This window comes from Bradyrhizobium hereditatis (genome assembly GCF_020329435.1).
GTDB lineage: Bacteria > Pseudomonadota > Alphaproteobacteria > Rhizobiales > Xanthobacteraceae > Bradyrhizobium > Bradyrhizobium hereditatis.
Genome location: NZ_JAGKJK010000002.1, coordinates 1 through 16,720, shown reverse-complemented (window position 1 = coordinate 16,720; position 16,720 = coordinate 1). Strand labels below are relative to the sequence as shown.

Here is a 16,720-nt window from a genome sequence, read left to right as displayed (position 1 = left end):
GCGGCGTGGGGCGCTGCCAGCGAGGTTATCCCGATGGCGCTAGATGGCCCCGAACCTCTGACAAATCGACAAAGCGATCAATCGACCTCAGCAAGTGGCCGGCCAGAACATGTCGCTCAAGAGAGAACTCGTGAAGGAGTGCCGCCTGATCGACCTGCCGAGGACCCATCATCGATTCAAATCTCCACCCATTTTGGGGGGAATGAATCAGCGATCCCAATCCCTGCGATTTGCGGAGCCTTGCACGATCGATCTCTCGATTTGCAGATTGTCGAATGGAAACCCCTGCGGATAACTGACCATGGAGCATTCTCCGCAATTGTCGAGCACGATCGAGATGCCGAGATTCTTGAGTCGACGGACCGCGAGCAGGTGGGCCGGCCGGCATGTAGCAATGCTGCGTCGGCGATCTCGATCTGTAGCCGCTCCGGCGAAGGCCGGAATCTACGAGGCCGCACAAGACGACGTCGAAGAGATTACCTTTTTCGAACTGTGCCGTCGCGACGTTCACGGCGACCCGAATATGGGGCGGCCAGGCAGTGGCATCCTGGCACGCTCGCTGCAGAATCCATTCGCCGATTGACACAATCAAATCCGTCGATTCCGCTAGAGTGAGGAATTCCTCGGCGGAGAGAATGCCTTTGGACGGGTGGCGCCAGCGCACGAACGCTTCCGCACCGATTACTTCGCGTGTCACGGTTTGAGTATAGGCTGATAATGCAGCTCGAACTGGTTGCGGAGTATTGCATCCAGCAGTTCGCTTTCGGTTGATTTCTGCAAGTCAGCGGCCTCACTAAGATGGGACTGGAATATATGAAAATCGTTCCTGCCCCTGGATTTGGCGGCATACAGGGCGAGATCTGTCTTCTGCAGCAGCGTTTCTGTATCAGCTCCGTGCTCCGGAGCGGAGGCGATGCCAATGCTCGTGCCAACCACCACACGCTGACCGTACAAATCGAATGGCTGCTCGATTAGATCGATGATCCGCAGCGCGAGGCCGATGGCGCCCTCCCTTTGATTGGTTTCGTTCTCCTGGATGATCGCAAATTCGTCGCCACCCAGTCGAGCGAGAACATCCGTATCGCGGAGCAAGGATCTGAGCCGCCGCACCACCTCGATCAGGAGCCGGTGCCCCAGCGTGTCGTTGATCATCCTGAACTTGTCCAAATCGAGCATGAGCATCGTAAACTTGGTGCCATGGCGCTGAAGGCGCCTAACAGCCTTCTCTATTTTCTCGGAAAATACTGCGCGGTTCGCGAGGCCGGTAAGCAGATCATGCTGCGCCAGGAACGCGATCTTCTTTTCGTTTCTGGCGCGGTCTGTGATGTCTTCATGTGTGGTCACCCGCCGGCCGGCATCATCTGACGTGCGATCGAGATGACGCGGCCATCGGCGAGTTCGCATAACTCGCTGCCTGCTTTACGTTCGCCTTCAGGTAGGCGTCTTCCGAAACATCGGAGAAGTTGGTGCCTCTTCTGCGACGGTACTGAAGGATCTCGGCGAGCGAGATGCCAGGTCCTATCTCCTCACGATCTAGCCCGTCGATCTCGGCGCATCTGGCGTTCGAAACCACGACCTTCTGCTTGGCATCGACGTACAAAGTCCTTGAGATTGACAGCGCGGCGATCTGAACGAAAACATGCATAATCACGCGTCTAATAGACGCATTATCCAAACATCGCTCTGCGCAAGTCCTCCTTGGAAGCAGTGGTATGATTGGCATCGTGGAAACTGGATCATGGAGATCTTGCTCCCAACAAATTCGTAACCTGCGATCCATCTGGGAGGAAACCATGAGATATCATCTCAATTCATCGTGGATGTGCGGTTGTGTTGTGCTTGCTTTGGCAGTCCCGGGGGGCGCTGTCCCCGTCTTGGCGGAAGAAGCGGGCCAATGGTTCGGTCGAGCCGTTCTGGTAGCCGTCTCCAGTAAGAGCGTGAAGGTGGAAGACAGGGCTGACCATACGGTGTCGGTCACCGAATACGACGGCGCCGTGTTCAACGCCGATGGCAAGCCCTTCCTCGACAAAGCTCGCTATCAGGTTGTTGATCTGACGGATGCTGGCACTTCCAGCGGCGGCCATAAGACCTTCACAGAGGCCGACGGATCCAAGGTCTTTGCCAAGTACGTCCTGAAGGACGCGAAGCCGAAGGAGTTCCGCGGCACCTTCGAGTTCACTGGCGGCACAGGAAAATATGCAGGGATCACGGGCCGCGGTGAGTACCACGTCGTGCTGGTCAGCGACACGGCCTTGTGGGATGAACTCCGCGGTGAGTACAAAATTCCGGCTACCGTCGGAAGTTCGCGACCTGATCCGACCAAGTGAACACGGAGAATCCGCTATGGGGAGCGGGGGCGGCGATCGTGCTCTCGGCAAGCAATAGCACTCTGAGAAATCTAGTAACAATCGCAAGGAGGACCTATGCCATCGCCGCCCGCATTCATTAATTAGAAACCATACAAAATGATCTGAAGATTCTAGCGAAACAAGTTGCCTGCCACCGCGTCGGTTTGTTGGAGGGCAGAACATGGTGACGGAGCGCAAATTCAGAGAGCGAGAAGTTCAGATCGCGCGCTATCGGCTGCTGGAGCGGGAAGTCACCGATCCACTTGCTGCAACTCTGCTACACATCATCATCTTAGAACTTGAGGCTGAGCTTCAGGCGGATCGGGAAACGTCCGTGGGGGGCATCGATCAGCGGTCTTTGTGAGCGCCTATAGAAGCTGTCCCGCATCACCGCGCTGCTTATCTCATCACTAACAGTGCGTGCCGCTCGCTTTTTGGTCCAGCCGCTTACTAATTCGGGAGGGAGTGGCCCTCCTCGTCAGATCACTAGAAGCTGTCTCTTTCCTTGGACTTATACTTTGATCATGCCGATCACTCCCAAGCTGGTTACAGGCAAGGCGCGTGTGGAATGAGGTGGTAAAAGCGAAACAGCTTGGCGTGAAGCTGCGAACTAAAATACCGATTCGAACGAACGCGCTGGGCGTCCCTTCCGGACGACCGGCCAATTGACGCTGAGTTGGTCAGGGACATACACCGTCGAATAGTTACTGGTTGCGATGATGACCATTGTGAGCCCGGCGGTCTGCGAAAAGACGGAGAGAATGTCACATTCGGCGCCCCTCGTCATCGAGGGTCAGAGGGTGGTCGGGAATGCACGAGCGCGTTCAATGAATTGATTGACGCCGTCAATGGCGAGTTTCGTGCGCATGACATTCTCATTCGCGCGTTGGCGTTTCATTATCATATCGGCGCGATGGATCCGTTTTTAGACGGTAACGGAAGAAACGCCAGAGCCGTTGAAGCGCTTATGCCGCAACGCGCACGCGATGGGACTTTTATCGCGCTTTCCAACTACTACTACGACGAAAAGACCAGCTATCTGCGGACTCTGTCCTCGGTAAAATCTAATGGCGGGGACATGACCGCGTTTTTGGCTTTTGGTCTCACAGGCATCGCCGTGCAATGCAAGCGCCTACTAAATGAAATCAACACGAACATTTCTAAGGCGCTCTTTAGAGACATCTCCAACGATCTATTCCATCGTCTCGCAAGTAGCCGGAAGCGCGTGATTGCGGATCGACAGCTAGCGATTATTCATCTGCTTCTTGAAGAGGGAGAGATGGATGTTTCGGCTGCCTTCGGGCGCCTAAAACCGATCTACAACGTCAAAAACAATAATCGCGACCCGAGAACGGATGGATCGCCATTCCCTATGCGATCGCATCCACCAGTCGTTCGATTTCCCGGTTTAGTTGCTCAAGCTGCTGCTCAAGGCGCTGCCGTTTTGCATTTGACGTAGCTGCGAGGCGCTTCCGCTCCTCGAGATATGTGCGTACGTACTCCGAAATAACTTTCGGCGCGCGCAATTCGGCCTTTAGCCCGCTGAGCACTGCACTCTCGACCGTGCCCCGCACGATGTCGTGTTGAACGGCACCGCCATGCACCCATCTGATCAGTCCGGGCGACCCCATCATGCTGATCGTGCCCGAGAGCGATCCGCTGCTCGTTGAACTCAGAGTTGCCCCTCAGGACGTCGACCAAGTCCGGATCAGGCAACGAGCGCTGCTCCGCTTCGCGGCATTCAATCTACGTACGACGCCCGAGCTGAACGGCGAAGTGATTGGGGTTGCCGCCGACGTCACACATGACGCAAAAACCGGAGCAGGGTTCTACACTGTGCGAATCAGCCTGCCAGATCACGAGATGGCGCGGCTCCAAGGCCTCAAGCTCGTACCGGGAATGCCGGTCGAGGCCTTCATCCGGACTGGCGACCGCACGGCGCTGTCGTACCTGGTCAAGCCGATTTCGGACCAAATTATGAAGGGTTGGCGCGAGCGATAGCGCGATGCCTGAGTCCATGGTTTCTCGCGAGACCTTGCTTCACATCGACGCCGCTGTTACGTCCGCGGCAATGCGATTCTGAAGGAGTCGCCTCCGGTGAAAGTAAGATATCGGATTTGGGCGGATCATCTCAGCCGTACCGCAAGGCGGCGGCGCTATAGTCCGGGCGGCATACGCTGCGCCGCCCCGGCTGCGCCCGGTCACTCTGCCGCTTCGAGATCGGACGGCTTCTCAACGCCGCTCAGCGGCGACACCGCCGGGCCATTGAGCGCGGTGCCATCAGGCGCGAACTGCGAGCCGTGACATGGGCAATCCCAGCATTGCTCCAGTGAATTCCAGTGCACAACACAGCCGAGATGAGTGCAGCTTGCCGAATGCAGATGCAGCTTTCCGTTCTGGTCCCGACAAGCCGCGATTTTTCTCAATCCGCTGCGGACAAGGCGACCCTCTCCCGGCCGAAGCCGTTCGACACTCGCAATTTCACTCGCCGTAAGGTACTCCGCAAAGTTCTTCAGCGGAGTGATGTTTTCGCTGATGAACTCGCCGATGTTCTTCTGGATCTTCCGGGAAGGGGAGTAGACCTGTTTCCACGGGCTCGTGCCCGTCGTGATCAGATCCGCGATCAATATTCCGGCCACAAGCCCGTTGGTGATGCCCTGTCCGGAATCGCCGCTGACGACGAAGACATGGTCCTCATCGGGGCTATGACCGACGAAACCAATATAGTCAATTGGCTCGAGCACCTGACCTGACCATCGATGGCTGACTTCGCCCAGGCTCGGCAATCGATCGCGCGCCCAGCGCTCGAGCGCGGCAAAGCGCTGCGCGCCATCGTCCGCTTCGCCGGACTTGTGATCTTCTCCGCCGATGATCACGATGTCCTCATCGGCAGAAAGCGGCTGCAGCCGGACGTAGTGATATGGATCGAGCGTGTCCCAATAGAGCGCATCCACAACCGCGCCGGCCGGAATCTTCGCGGCGAGCGCGTAGGTACGGTAAGGCGCCTGCTTGGTGTGGATCGCCACCCGCACATTGATGGGCGAGTTCGTCGCGACTACTACGTCGGCCACACGCAGTTCGTGGCCCGAAGTGGTCTTCACCACCATGTCGCCTTGGCTTTGATCGATGCTTTCGACGCAGCTGTCAGCGTAGAGCCGCACACCCCTGCGCTGAAGCGCGCTGGCTAGACCGGCGAGGTATTTGGTCGGATGCAGGCGCGCCTGCCGGGGAAAGCGTAACGAGCGCACGAGGCCTCGGACGTGGAACGGGGTAGGCTCCGTGCAGTCTTGGACGTCAATCTGGAGCTTGCGGCAGCAATCCAGTTCCTGGTCCAGCTCGGATGCGGGTGTCTCGGGCGCCAGCACCCAGTAACCGTCCACCCGTCGAAAATCGCAATCGATCTTCTCAGCGCGCTGAATGGCCTCCGCACGATCGATCGCGGTGACGACACTCTGATAATAGTGCCGCGCACAGTCATGGCCGCGTACTCTGAGCAGTTCGTCGTAGCCGTCGTCGAGCGCCGTTGCCAGATGCGCGGTAGTGCGCGCCGTCATCCCGCTGCCAATGCCGCCGCGGTCCAGAACCACGACCGAACGTCCACGATTGGCGAGCTCATAGGCGACCGACAGCCCGGCAATTCCGGAACCGATCACAGCGACATCTGCACGCTCCGCACGCGACAACGCCGGAGCATCGGCGACCGAAATATCCATCCACAGCGACCGGGTGTGCTCGTCCCGTACGTTCATGACACTGTTCCTCGAGAGAACAAACGGCGCGGCAGGGCGAAGGTTCCTACGGCGGCTTGGCCTTAGCCGACATGCCCAGCGGGCCGGATGATGTCCGCCGTTGAGAGCAGAGCAGAAGTGTCTGCAAGTCCGACCCGATCTCGCTTTCTGACCCAAGAAGGACTTTGGCCACTACCACTGCCACGTCGGATTTTGACCTAGCTGTGTGAAAACGCTGTGCGGCGAGACTAACGGACGCTTGGTCTCCCCGGTGCGAGTGAACGGGTAGCCAGCCATTCAGGAGCCGCTCCGTCGCGATGCCGTCCGCCTTCGCAGGCCGCGAGCCATGCGACAACAGCGCCGAGCAGGATCGATGCCGCGACCGAAAAGGCCGCGATGATGGCGCTGCGACGGGAGCGGGCGATTGCTGTCTTTGAGGCAGCGATGACGTTGTCGACGCGGCGCTCGGCATCCGGACCGGCGAGACCGGCAATTCCGTTCACCAGTTGCACCAGGTAGGTACGGTCTTCGGCCGCGACGCCGCTATGGCTGGACGACGTTAGCAAGATCCGGCCGGTTTCCGCGCGCTCCATGCCGGTCTCGGCATTGGGATTGCGTCGCGCTGGCCGGAACAGGCGATCGAGCTCGTAGCTCAGCAAAGGCTCCGCCGCCATCGCGGAAGGCATGTTCTGCGCACTGGACGCGCGCGATGCGGCCGCATTAGCGATCAGGGTGCTGATCAGGACGGTAAGAACGACCGCGAGAGCCCAGGCAGCCAGGCCATGCAGGCCGTCCCGGAGTTCGATGCCGCCCGAATCTGTCGTCGGCCTATTCGACGGGATGCGCCCGGCAACATAGCCGCCGAGTCCAAAGCTGATCAACGCCACCAGGATCAAATAGAAGCCCGACAACAGCCAAAGTGCAACCGAAGCGTCACGCCAGCTCGGCGCGGCCGATGCAACGCCGAGGCCAATGGCGGTGCCGAAGGCAATCAGGACCGTTGAGAAGGCCGCCCCGATCAACGCGCCGGCGACGGCCGGCGTCCAGGCCAGAAAGGGTGCGGGGCTGGAGTAAGCCAGTTCTTCTTCGACGATGGTGGTCATGGTCCTGGCTCAGCGTAGACCGAAGAAGGAAAGAATAGCGAGGATCACCACGATCAATCCAATGAGATAAATAAGCTGGTGCATAGACGGCTCCCGTAATCACGCGATCAAGAGCACGTTTGATGAATTGCTCCTGTGTTTCCTCTCGAATGCACAATTCGAAACCGTGAGCACTGGTTCCTCTGCACGAGAAAGCAGCAGCGAGACGCGGCGCTGCTGCGCTGCGATGCTTGTCCGGCAGGCGCGCTCGCCGCCACCAGACTGATGCAGAGATGCACCACTATGGCACCGCATCGAAAGCTTGGCGCCGGAACGGGCTGCGGTTCTCGGAACGACGCGTCATCCTCCAACTTGATCTGCGCTGGTCGTATTGCGGAACCAACGCGCCTCTTGCTGGGGCTTGCGGATCGGAACGAAAGCGTGCCGTGCCCGGTTATCATTCCCAGCAACGAGCGAGGACGGAGATGGATTGGAATCGCGTTGAGGGAAACTGGAAAGAGATAAAGGGTAAGGTCAAACAGCAATGGGGAAAGCTTACCGATGACGATCTCGACGTCATCGATGGCCGCCAGGACCAGCTAGAAGGCCGGCTGCAGCAACGGTATGGCTACGCCAAGGACCAAGCCAGAAAAGAGATCAACGACTGGTTCGATCGCCAGAAGTGGTGAAACCGAACGTAAGAAGCCGGCGTCCGCGGGCTTTTTTTGTGGCGCGACGATCTGGATTAGTGATGCCGGAATAAAACCAGCAGCGGATGATTGGCAATGGCACGCCAAGGAACAGCTCAAGGCGATGCGCATAACTGATCTCTCCACTGAAGCGGAGGAGGTCTGGTGACCTCCTCCGTAGATTTCGCGTCATTGAGCTCAGTCGGAAAACTATTTAAAATTTCGAAACCGCCCTTATCCAAGGGCACAAGCGCCGAAGGCCGCCACATGACACTTAGTAACAGAGATGACGGCCTTCGGCCCCGTTTCTGCATCGGTTAGTGAACCGCGCGAATTAAATAGTAGCTGACGCCACCTATCACGATGACGGCAGGAACGGCCCACATGATGAATACCGGCATTTGCGCCTCCATAGTTGCCCACATAGAGGAACGCCGCCGTGTTTCCACTTGTTCCCGATCCCGTATTGAAGGCCTTGCTCGGCGCATCTTGGTTGTATTGCATGGCGTCACAAGACCGGAAAATGGAAATCGGGGTGGTCATGGGACGGAAGTTACCCGCATGTTGCTATATTCCGACACACTTTAGCGAAGTGACCTCGGTTCTTCGCGGCCTGTTGGCTGTTCGCCGCAATGTCCTAAGCGAAAGAAGGAGAGGCAAATTGCCTGCCTTTACAGCTTGCGACGGCTGCGGTGGCAATGCTTTTCACGGCCATTCTCCTGATAACGAGTAAGTCGGTCGTTGAACAGCCGTACGGACTTGCTCATAGTTCGATGATCGTACAACTAGAACATCAGGCAAAGTCAAAGCAAAGGACGGGGCGCCCCGACACGTCGCGCAATGCATTAATGCCGGCTACTGATGGTCTGCTTATCGGTGAACACGGGAAGAGGCCGGGAAATATCCAAATCCCGCTTCTGAGGATTGGTCCATTGTAGAAGCAAAGCGGAAATCGAACATTTGCCCCTTCGCTCGACGTCCCGGTTAACGCCCGCGCATCCAATCGATTAGCTTCGGCCAGATTTCTCGATGCGCCTGTCTGCCCACAAGCGGTCCGACGTGCTGAAGCGCCACTCCGACTTCCGGCTCATAAGGAAAGATCGAAGGGTCCTTCAACGCTCCCAAAACGGACGAGGATGGGACCACTCGGCTTGCATGATCGACAATTGCCGCAATGGGCAGTTTGCCCAGCAAGTCCGATCGGGCGACCCGCCCAAGCACATGAAGATCGTTTCGGGCGAAGCGGTCTTCACGATAGAGCAGCTCGATTACATCTTGGATCAAGGGGCCGCTAGGCGCGAACTCGTCCAGACTCCAGCGAATGACGGCAAGATGGATTGCTAACGCTTCCGGATCCAGAATGCTCGTGCAACTATCGCTATAGCGCCCGATAACGAATTCTTCCGGAGCCGCCACAACGCTGGCAACATCGAGCAGGCTTCCCGGAACAGAGCAGGGCGGCACTGTTGGCGAAGACAGCACAAGAGGACCTAGTGCTCCGGTCTGTTCGCCGAATTTCAGGGGAGCTTCAACAAGCACGAGTTTGCTGACGAGGTGCGGCTCAATAGACGCAGTGACCGCGGCGAGGGTCCCACCAAGAGAGTGCCCAATGAGGATGGATGGGCCGCGATGCTCGGTCGCAATCATTTCAGCCGCAAGGCTGAGCGAGCTTATGCTGGATTCGAGGTCCGACTTCCCATCCTGGTCCTCTGGCCATTCGTACAGATAGACGGCGAATCCCGCCTGGATGAGACGCCGAACGACGCTCACGCCCGGCAAGAGATCGAATATGTATGCCCGCTTGATCGGGGCGGGTACGATCAAGACCGGCAAAGGGTCTGCCGCTAAGGGCGCGTAGCGGCGCAGTCGAAAATCGGGATGCTCTAGGCGATCCCATGCTGCTTCATGCGGCCCGCAGCCGGCATTTTCCAGCAAGCCGCCGAGGGACCTTCTGTAGGCGTCGCTAATCGAAAAAATCGGAAACATCGTCGCCCCCGGTGCACGTCAAAGACGAAAACCGACCGGCGTTCCTTCACGCTTGACAAATGGCCGTTCCATCCCTACACCATCCAAATGGATGGTAGCAGGATGGATCACGTTATGGCAGACAACATTCGCGAACTCCGGCCAAAGCCCCCGGACAGCGAAAAGATCACGATCAATCTTGGCTATGTCGATCTTGGTCAGGTCGACCTGATGGTGCAGGAGGGCTTCTATTCAAATCGAACCGATTTCATTCGAACGGCAATCCGCAACCAACTGGAACGTCATTCCGACGTCCTCAAACGGTCAGCAACCCGGAAAAATCTAGATCTGGGCCTGAGGCACTTCAGCCGAGAGGATCTCGAAGCGGCGCGCCGAGCCGGGGAGATGCTGCACATCAACGTTTTGGGCCTTGCCAGCATCGCTCAGGATGTGACGCCCGAGCTTGCTCGCGCCACGATCGCCTCCGTCTCCGTGCTGGGCGCTTTACAGGCCAGTCCGGCGGTCAAGGCCGCGCTCGCCGATAGAACGCGGTGAATGCGATGCTGCGACAGGACATGATTGGAGAAGCCACACGCCTCACGCGCGCTGGCCGACTAGCCGAGGCCACCGCGCTGCTGCAACGCATGCTGCGCGGCGAAAGCGCGCCAGACTCGAAGTCGCGCAGTGCTCAGCCGGCACTGAAAGAGCCACTAATCATTGACGCAAAAGCCAATGCTGTTGAGGAGAACACTGGGCCGGACCGGCCGCGTGATAAAGCTCGCCTGCAACGCGAGCTGCTCGAGCGCGCGAAGCAGCGCCGTGGGTTCGTGTCGCGAGGTGTGACTGCGCGCAAGCCGCTGTCCACGTCAGATATCGTGCCCGACGGCACACGGTTCATCGACGCTAGCTACAGCAATGCGGCGGGAAGCCGTGCCTACAAGCTCTTCATCCCCAGCCGCAATCAGGGCCGACCGCTTCCCCTGGTCGTGATGCTACACGGCTGCACCCAGTCCCCGGACGATTTCGCCGCCGGTACGAGGATGAACTTCATCGCTGAAGAAAAATCCTGTTTTGTGGTCTATCCGGCACAGCGCAGCGAGGCAAACCGCGCGAAATGCTGGAACTGGTTTCGCGCAGCCGATCAGCAGCGGGGCATTGGTGAACCGTCGATCATTGCCGGCATCACTCGCCAGGTAATGCGCGATTTTCCGATTGATCCAAATCGTGTCTATGTCGCTGGACTATCGGCCGGGGCTGCTGCTGCAGCTATCATGGGTAATACCTATAAAGACCTGTACGCAGCAGTCGGCGTACATTCGGGCCTTGCTTGCGGGGCCGCCATTGACCTTCCTTCTGCGTTGGTCGCCATGCGACAAGGTGGCGGATCCAGTCACAGTGTTGTTCTTGGCGACGGGACGCCTGTCCCGACCATTGTTTTTCATGGAGATCGCGACACCACCGTTCATCCCAACAACGGCAATCAAATTCTTGAGCAGTCTGTGAGAGCCATGAGGCTGCAAAAGAACACTAATCGCGGCCAGGTGCCTGGAGGGCATGCCTACACCTGCACGATCCTTAGCGACGCGAGTGGGCGGGGAATATTGGAGCACTGGAATATCCACGGCGCTGGACACGCGTGGTCCGGAGGCAGCCCTGCCGGCTCCTACACCGATCCGAAAGGACCGGACGCAACGAGGGAAATGCTGCGTTTTTTCCTTGAGCATTCGTTCGCACAGGGATCAGGTTAGAGTTCGTCCATTCGCGGTCCCAAGCCGACCAACTTCGTCGCCTTCGGCTGGTCTGGTATTGAGGGTAGTCCGGACTTCGCATCAGCGATCGTTCGACCGCCGCTTGTGACCCTGGGCGGACGTCACCCCTCCGGCACCCCAGCCTTGCGCATACCCTCACAAATGCGATCCCGCCCAGCAAGGTAAGTTGGATTGTCGCTCAGTTGTGTTGCAAGCACGCGCTGGATAGTAAAGTTCGGGTCGAGCGCAAGTCCTGCCTTCACGGCGGCACGCGCTTGATCGAGAGCACTGAGCAGACCAAGCGCAGCGGCCAGTCCAAAATGGCCGAAAGCAAAGTTGCGGTTCGCCTCAATACTTCGCCGTAGCCAACCGGCGGCTTCGGCATCTACGCCGAGCTGTATCTTGGCCACGCCGACGACGGCCATCCACGCGGCGGCGCCACTGTCGCGAGGAGAGAGACGGAGGGCATCGAGTATATGGCCTTGGGTCTCGGCAGGCCGACCCAAGTAGTATTTTGCCAACCCTATTGAACTATGAGCGTGGGCCTCATTGCGATCAAGTCGCAATGCCTGTTCGCACTCTGCGATCCCTTGGACAGCGCGGTTGGTATAAATGCAGATGCCACCCAAGATCATGTGAGCCGATGAATGGTCGGGCGCTATTGACAACGCTTCGATCACCTTTGTTTCAGCAGCTGAAAAGCGCGCGATGCGATCATCAGCCAGCAGACTGGAAGCCATTCGAAAGTCGCTCACTGCCATACCGAGCAACGCTCCCACACTTCGCGGATCGATAGCCAACGCACGTTCGAAAAAGCCGCGCGCTTGGATCAACTGCTTGGCGGTGGTCGCCTTGTACAAACACGCTTTGCTCTGAAAAGTCAGGTCCGTTGCGTCGGGCTGCATCGACCTCTCTGCCAGACGCGCTTCTACTGCTATGAGTTTGGCTGTCAGTGTGTTAGCGAGCTGCGATACGATCTCGTCCTGCATGTCGAACAAGTCGGAGACGGGTTTGTCAAAGCGGTCGGCCCAAAGTTGGGTGCCGGTTTCGGCGTCGATTAGCTGCACGTTGACGCGAAGTCTGTTGTCGCGGCGCTGCACGGAGCCTTCAAGCACGTACCGAACGTTTAGCTCGCGACCGACCTGCTTCAGATCGACCGCCTTGCCTTTGTAGGTGAATGCGGTGTGCCGGCCGATAACGAATGAGCCACTGATGCGCGACAAGTCAGTGGTCAAGCTCTCGGTCACACCATCGACGAAGTAGCCTTGCTCGGGATCGCTGCTGAGGTTATCGAACGGCAACACCACGATGGACAGACGTGGTGATGACGACCTAGGCGTCATATCGCGGCCATGCGCCGCCGAGCCAACCGGCTGATCTGTGGACGTCTTAACTTCCCGAACTGTGCCGACGAAACGAACGCCTTTACGCGGCAATGTTTTTATTAGGCGCTGCTTGTCACCACCGTCACCGATTGCGGCCCGAGCAGCATTCAGCCGGGTCGTCAGCGCAGCATCTGAGACGATGCGTCCATTCCAAACAGCACTGATGAGATCATCCTTGCTAACAACGCGCTCCCTGTGCCGGATCAAATAGTCGAGTAGATCGAATACCTGCGGTGTGATGGAGACGAGGTTTGCCCCGCGATGTAGCTCGCGACGGTCCGTATCGAATACGAACTCCTCGAAGAGATAGCGCAAACTGCCGTTCCTTTTTTCGTCCGATAGCTCTAGTGCCAGTTGCAGCACAAAAATAAGCCCGCGGTAAGAAAAATGTAAGCTGGATGTTAAGCGCGCCGGCGCATGTCCGGGACCCTCGCCGGGTGAAACAGTCCAGCCTGGGACAAATCGCAATGAGCACGATCCACGGCGCCACCGAGTTGCGACAGACAGCCGCAAAGCGGCAAGTCTATAGCCCTCGCGAAAAATATTGGGATGCATTTCAAGAGTGGCACAAACGCGGGCGGCTACGAACCCAGTTGTGCCACCTAAGCGAAAGGGAGCTGACGGATATTGGTGTCACGCGCGGTGAGATAGACTACGTTGCCTCGCAGCGAGGTCTCGTAACACCGCACAGTTCGACAGGATGGCACAATAGCGGTGCTCTCATCTATCTGATGCTCTGCAACGCGTGCATTCTCATATTCGCGAGCGAAGCTAAAGCTCAATGCACGGCGAGAGATGTTTTGCAGAACCAACTGAAGCTCAACAAGATCCCTTCACCTACTGTTACGCAGGTTCTAGTCAGATCCGCCGTCGACGCTCCGGTCTGGAAGAAGATTTCAGTAGGGACGTTTTCAGAGTCGTTCGCGCTTCGTAACGCGTTGAATGCAAAAGGTTGTGGCGTTGGAGATTCGGCTGGGGAGATTCTCGCTCGACCGTCCTTTACCCTCAGCGCCACGAAAACAGTCGTGGAGCTTTTTGCAGTATCGGCGGCCGAACTCGGCTTTAAGACCGAGACTGCGTCGCTGGGACAGATTTATGCCCGTGCTCAACAGCTAGGTTTGGACTTGCGGCAGCTGAAATCGCTCCGCAACTGAGGCTTCAATACTTAGATCAGCCGATCGGTGAATTTCTGATCATCGGAATGGAACCGATCAAAACAGGGAAGGGCGAACCCGTCGTTCTAACTGTAGCCAATGGCGGAGCGGGACTAATCCTCATCGGCCGAGATGGCCGCGTCGACGCGCAAATTTCTGTGGCGTCCCGTTTTCTATTCGTGCAGTCCAATAAAGCCGCACCTGCGGAGGCAGCACTCGTCGATCGCTGGTATTAGCCGACAAAGGTTCAGTCAGACGCCGTTTTTCAATTGCCGGAAGCTCGCACAGCGTGCCCTGGAAAGCCACACACAGTCAGGCTGTCCTTAGGTTTCTGACCAATCACTACCGCGGGAAGTCTGAAAGCCGAGTTCGGCCGCCGATACCGTAAAAAGCTCCACGTCTGCTTTCGTGGCGCCGAGGGTAAAGTCTGGTCGAGCAAGAATCTCCCCAGCCGAGTCTCCGATGCCACAACCTACTGCATTCAAAGCGTTACGAAGAGCGAGCAAATCTGAAAAGCTCCCTAACGTAATCTTCTTCCACTGTTGCTAATGGCGGAGCGGGACTGATCCTCATCGGCCAGGATGGCCGCGCCGAAGCAGAAATTTCTGTAGCGTCCCGTTTTCTATTCGTGCGGTCCAATAAGGCCGCACCAGCGGAGGCAGCACTCGTCCATCGCTGATGTCCAAGACCGTATTCGCGATCTCCTATTAAGTCGGTAGATGCGAGGCGCAGCTAATCGTCCCCAACCGAGAGCAGATGAAGCGGGGAATTAATCCTGTTCCAAACGAATGCAATTTCCGCTTCTGGCCCGAAAGCGAAGTCCGGTCTGGCTCTTTGAGCGTCGGCTTGTCGGGGTAAACCGGAAGCAGCCGAACGATCTTCCGAACGGCGCCTTTTGACCCAAGGCGGCCATCAGTACTCGACCGCCGCCGCTCTTTCGCCGTCCAACAGGTTCAGGAAATGTGGTGTTCGAATTCGATGATGGCAGAGTTCGAATGGCCGCGATGACTTGGCTTGCGCGATTATGATCGAAGCTGCCTAAGCCGATGTCATGCCGTTCAGATCGCTCCAAGTATCGCATAATGGCATGATCATCCGCCCCCTGAAGAACCATCCCGGCAATCTTCAATGCGTAGGAGTTGTACTCATCTTCTGGGCAATCGCCAGGAATAGGGTGCCATTCTCGGTTGAGAATGCCGCTGACCTTTTCGGTCAATGCGTGGATCGCTTTTTTACTAACCATCGGACTGTAAGGCCGCTTTATTGGCGGCCTCATTATTCTCCGCCAGAAATGAGTTGTCATGTCCGCTTGTGGACCCCAAGCCGACCAACCTCGTCGCCTGCGGCTGGTCTGGTACTGAGGGCAGTCCGGACTTCGCATCAGCGATCCTTCGACCGCCGCTTGTGACCCCAAACCGGACATTTAGGAAGGAACTTACGACATCGAACGCGATTGCGCATAAATGAGCAGTGGTTACCATTGGTCCGGATACTTATTGGGGTTCGCCTTAGGCGGGTTCTTTGACGGAATCCTGCTGCATCAAATCCTGCAATGGCATCACTTGCTGGCTGGGCTGCAAGCCCACGCTTTCAGTGATATTAGGGTACAAATTCTGGCCGATGGCCTGTTTCACGCTCTGATGTACTTGATTGCTGCTTTGGGCCTCTTGCTGCTGTGGCGGACCAGAGGGGAGTTCGCTGCGGCACGCTCGGACCGGTGGCTGTTCGCAAATGCCCTGATTGGCTTTGGCGTATGGCATGTTGTGGACAGCGTATTCTCCCATTGGATCACAGGCATCCACCGGATCAAAATGGATACCGCAAACCCGCTGGTTTGGGACCTGATCTGGTTCGCGACCTTCGGCATTGTTCCGCTCGTTCTTGGTCTGCTGATGCGGCGCGGAAGCCACGACGAGGGTACAGGGCACATTGTTGCGTCCGTCCTCGCAGCCGCCGTGTTTGTCGGCGGAGCGTGGTCGGCCATACCGCCACGCAATGTCTCACAGGTCATGGTTTACTTCGGTCCGGCGGCGAAAGCGGAGACCGTCATAGCCGCTGCGGCAGCTGTTGACGCTCGGCTTATCTGGTCCGACAGGTCTGGAGAGTTGTGGGCCTTAGATTTGTCTGATCCGAGCCGATCGACAGCACTCTACAAGCATGGTGCACTGTTCGTCGGCAACTCACTTTTGGCTGTTGGATGTCTATCGTGGTCTCGCGCGATTTGAGCTGATCCAACTTTTTGTCACCTCCACGCATTTAGTCGCACGCCCTATCCTGATGTTCGCCAGTACGGCAGGTCGACCGTGCGGCCGATGTCAGCCTCTGGCCCAGGCTGTGTGATAACCCTTTTGTCGAGTGGCAGGTCGAGAGGTCTGGGACCGGATCTGGAGTTGGCTCCAGTGCAAAATCCTTTACGTCTGCATCGCTTCCAGCAGTGTTCGGCAGCCCAGAATGGCTATTACACGTTTTAGATTGTAGGCGAGCACATTGAGCGCCATCTCGGTCGCAACCTTGTGCTGTCTTCGCATCAGGAAGTGCGTCGCCCCCATCCAGGCCTTTATGGTCCCGAACGGATGCTCCGCCGTTTGACGGCGTAAGGTCATCTTGTTGGGCTCTTGGTC

17 protein-coding genes and 4 pseudogenes are annotated in these 16,720 nt (G+C 57.6%); 11 read left to right on the top strand and 10 right to left on the bottom strand.

The features are described 5' to 3' along the window. Positions 1–34 precede the first annotated feature (34 nt). The 4 genes and pseudogenes from J6524_RS05395 to J6524_RS05380 all read right to left on the bottom strand — a co-directional run. Positions 35–172, bottom strand: a pseudogene (locus tag J6524_RS05395) (IS5/IS1182 family transposase); the annotation flags it as partial. A 354-nt stretch (positions 173–526) separates the two neighbouring features. Continuing rightward, positions 527–664: pseudogene (locus J6524_RS37045) on the bottom strand (EAL domain-containing protein); the annotation flags it as partial. Between the two features lie 29 nt (positions 665–693). Beyond that, entirely contained in the window at positions 694–1,344 is a 651-nt protein-coding gene (locus tag J6524_RS05385; RefSeq protein WP_225669350.1) for a GGDEF domain-containing protein, read from the bottom strand. A gap of 13 nt (positions 1,345–1,357) precedes the next feature. Next, positions 1,358–1,645 carry a PAS-domain containing protein gene (locus tag J6524_RS05380; protein ID WP_225669349.1) on the bottom strand — a complete coding sequence of 96 codons (288 nt, stop codon included), beginning with the start codon at positions 1,643–1,645 and terminating at the stop codon, positions 1,358–1,360. 148 nt (positions 1,646–1,793) lie between these two features. Between J6524_RS05380 and J6524_RS05375 the strand changes: the two genes are divergently transcribed. The 4 genes and pseudogenes from J6524_RS05375 to J6524_RS05360 form a co-directional block, all read left to right on the top strand. Then, the gene (locus J6524_RS05375) at positions 1,794–2,327 is read left to right on the top strand and encodes a hypothetical protein (RefSeq protein ID WP_225669348.1); all 534 of its coding nucleotides are present in this window, start codon (positions 1,794–1,796) and stop codon (positions 2,325–2,327) included. Between the two features lie 205 nt (positions 2,328–2,532). Next, on the top strand, positions 2,533–2,712 hold the full coding sequence (locus tag J6524_RS05370; protein ID WP_225669831.1) for a hypothetical protein: 180 nt from the start codon (positions 2,533–2,535) through the stop codon (positions 2,710–2,712). A gap of 300 nt (positions 2,713–3,012) precedes the next feature. Next, positions 3,013–3,807: a Fic family protein gene (locus J6524_RS05365; RefSeq protein WP_312002354.1), complete on the top strand. Its 795-nt coding sequence runs from the start codon at positions 3,013–3,015 to the stop codon at positions 3,805–3,807. Between the two features lie 149 nt (positions 3,808–3,956). Continuing rightward, positions 3,957–4,349, top strand: a pseudogene (locus tag J6524_RS05360) (beta-barrel domain-containing protein); the annotation flags it as partial. A gap of 200 nt (positions 4,350–4,549) precedes the next feature. Here J6524_RS05360 and J6524_RS05355 read toward each other — a convergent pair. Next, entirely contained in the window at positions 4,550–6,097 is a 1,548-nt protein-coding gene (locus J6524_RS05355; RefSeq protein ID WP_225669346.1) for an FAD-dependent oxidoreductase, read from the bottom strand. A gap of 227 nt (positions 6,098–6,324) precedes the next feature. Next, positions 6,325–7,179, bottom strand: a complete 855-nt coding sequence (locus tag J6524_RS05350; protein WP_225669345.1) for a hypothetical protein — start codon at positions 7,177–7,179, stop codon at positions 6,325–6,327. A gap of 464 nt (positions 7,180–7,643) precedes the next feature. Between J6524_RS05350 and J6524_RS05345 the strand changes: the two genes are divergently transcribed. Beyond that, positions 7,644–7,847, top strand: coding sequence for a CsbD family protein (locus tag J6524_RS05345; RefSeq protein ID WP_225669344.1), 204 nt, complete (start codon positions 7,644–7,646; stop codon positions 7,845–7,847). Between the two features lie 439 nt (positions 7,848–8,286). After that, positions 8,287–8,580 (top strand): hypothetical protein, encoded by a 294-nt coding sequence (locus J6524_RS05340; protein WP_225669343.1) that lies wholly within the window; start codon positions 8,287–8,289, stop codon positions 8,578–8,580. 251 nt (positions 8,581–8,831) lie between these two features. Here J6524_RS05340 and J6524_RS05335 read toward each other — a convergent pair whose 3' ends face one another. Further along, positions 8,832–9,833 (bottom strand): alpha/beta fold hydrolase, encoded by a 1,002-nt coding sequence (locus J6524_RS05335; protein WP_225669342.1) that lies wholly within the window; start codon positions 9,831–9,833, stop codon positions 8,832–8,834. Positions 9,834–9,947: 114 nt separating this feature from the next. Between J6524_RS05335 and J6524_RS05330 the strand changes: the two genes are divergently transcribed. Continuing rightward, complete coding sequence (locus J6524_RS05330) at positions 9,948–10,367, top strand: ribbon-helix-helix domain-containing protein (protein ID WP_225669341.1); 420 nt, start codon at positions 9,948–9,950, stop codon at positions 10,365–10,367. A gap of 5 nt (positions 10,368–10,372) precedes the next feature. Continuing rightward, positions 10,373–11,560 carry an extracellular catalytic domain type 1 short-chain-length polyhydroxyalkanoate depolymerase gene (locus J6524_RS05325; RefSeq protein WP_225669340.1) on the top strand — a complete coding sequence of 396 codons (1,188 nt, stop codon included), beginning with the start codon at positions 10,373–10,375 and terminating at the stop codon, positions 11,558–11,560. Positions 11,561–11,682: 122 nt separating this feature from the next. Here J6524_RS05325 and J6524_RS05320 read toward each other — a convergent pair whose 3' ends face one another. Beyond that, on the bottom strand, positions 11,683–13,260 hold the full coding sequence (locus J6524_RS05320) for a winged helix-turn-helix domain-containing tetratricopeptide repeat protein (RefSeq protein ID WP_225669829.1): 1,578 nt from the start codon (positions 13,258–13,260) through the stop codon (positions 11,683–11,685). A 152-nt stretch (positions 13,261–13,412) separates the two neighbouring features. On the opposite strand from J6524_RS05320, the gene J6524_RS37580 reads away from it, so the two are divergent. Both J6524_RS37580 and J6524_RS38205 read left to right on the top strand, forming a co-directional pair. Beyond that, complete coding sequence (locus J6524_RS37580) at positions 13,413–14,099, top strand: DUF1127 domain-containing protein (RefSeq protein ID WP_312002345.1); 687 nt, start codon at positions 13,413–13,415, stop codon at positions 14,097–14,099. A 541-nt stretch (positions 14,100–14,640) separates the two neighbouring features. Beyond that, a pseudogene (locus J6524_RS38205) lies at positions 14,641–14,778 on the top strand (DUF1127 domain-containing protein); the annotation flags it as partial. Positions 14,779–14,868: 90 nt separating this feature from the next. On the opposite strand, the gene J6524_RS05305 reads toward J6524_RS38205, so the two are convergent. After that, positions 14,869–15,315, bottom strand: a complete 447-nt coding sequence (locus J6524_RS05305) for a hypothetical protein (protein ID WP_225669339.1) — start codon at positions 15,313–15,315, stop codon at positions 14,869–14,871. A gap of 247 nt (positions 15,316–15,562) precedes the next feature. Here J6524_RS05305 and J6524_RS05300 point away from each other — a divergent pair, with 247 nt between their 5' ends. After that, on the top strand, positions 15,563–16,324 hold the full coding sequence (locus J6524_RS05300) for a DUF2243 domain-containing protein (protein ID WP_225669338.1): 762 nt from the start codon (positions 15,563–15,565) through the stop codon (positions 16,322–16,324). A gap of 186 nt (positions 16,325–16,510) precedes the next feature. Here J6524_RS05300 and J6524_RS05295 read toward each other — a convergent pair. Further along, a partial coding sequence (locus J6524_RS05295) for a transposase (protein ID WP_225669337.1) occupies positions 16,511–16,720 on the bottom strand: 210 nt, incomplete at its 5' end.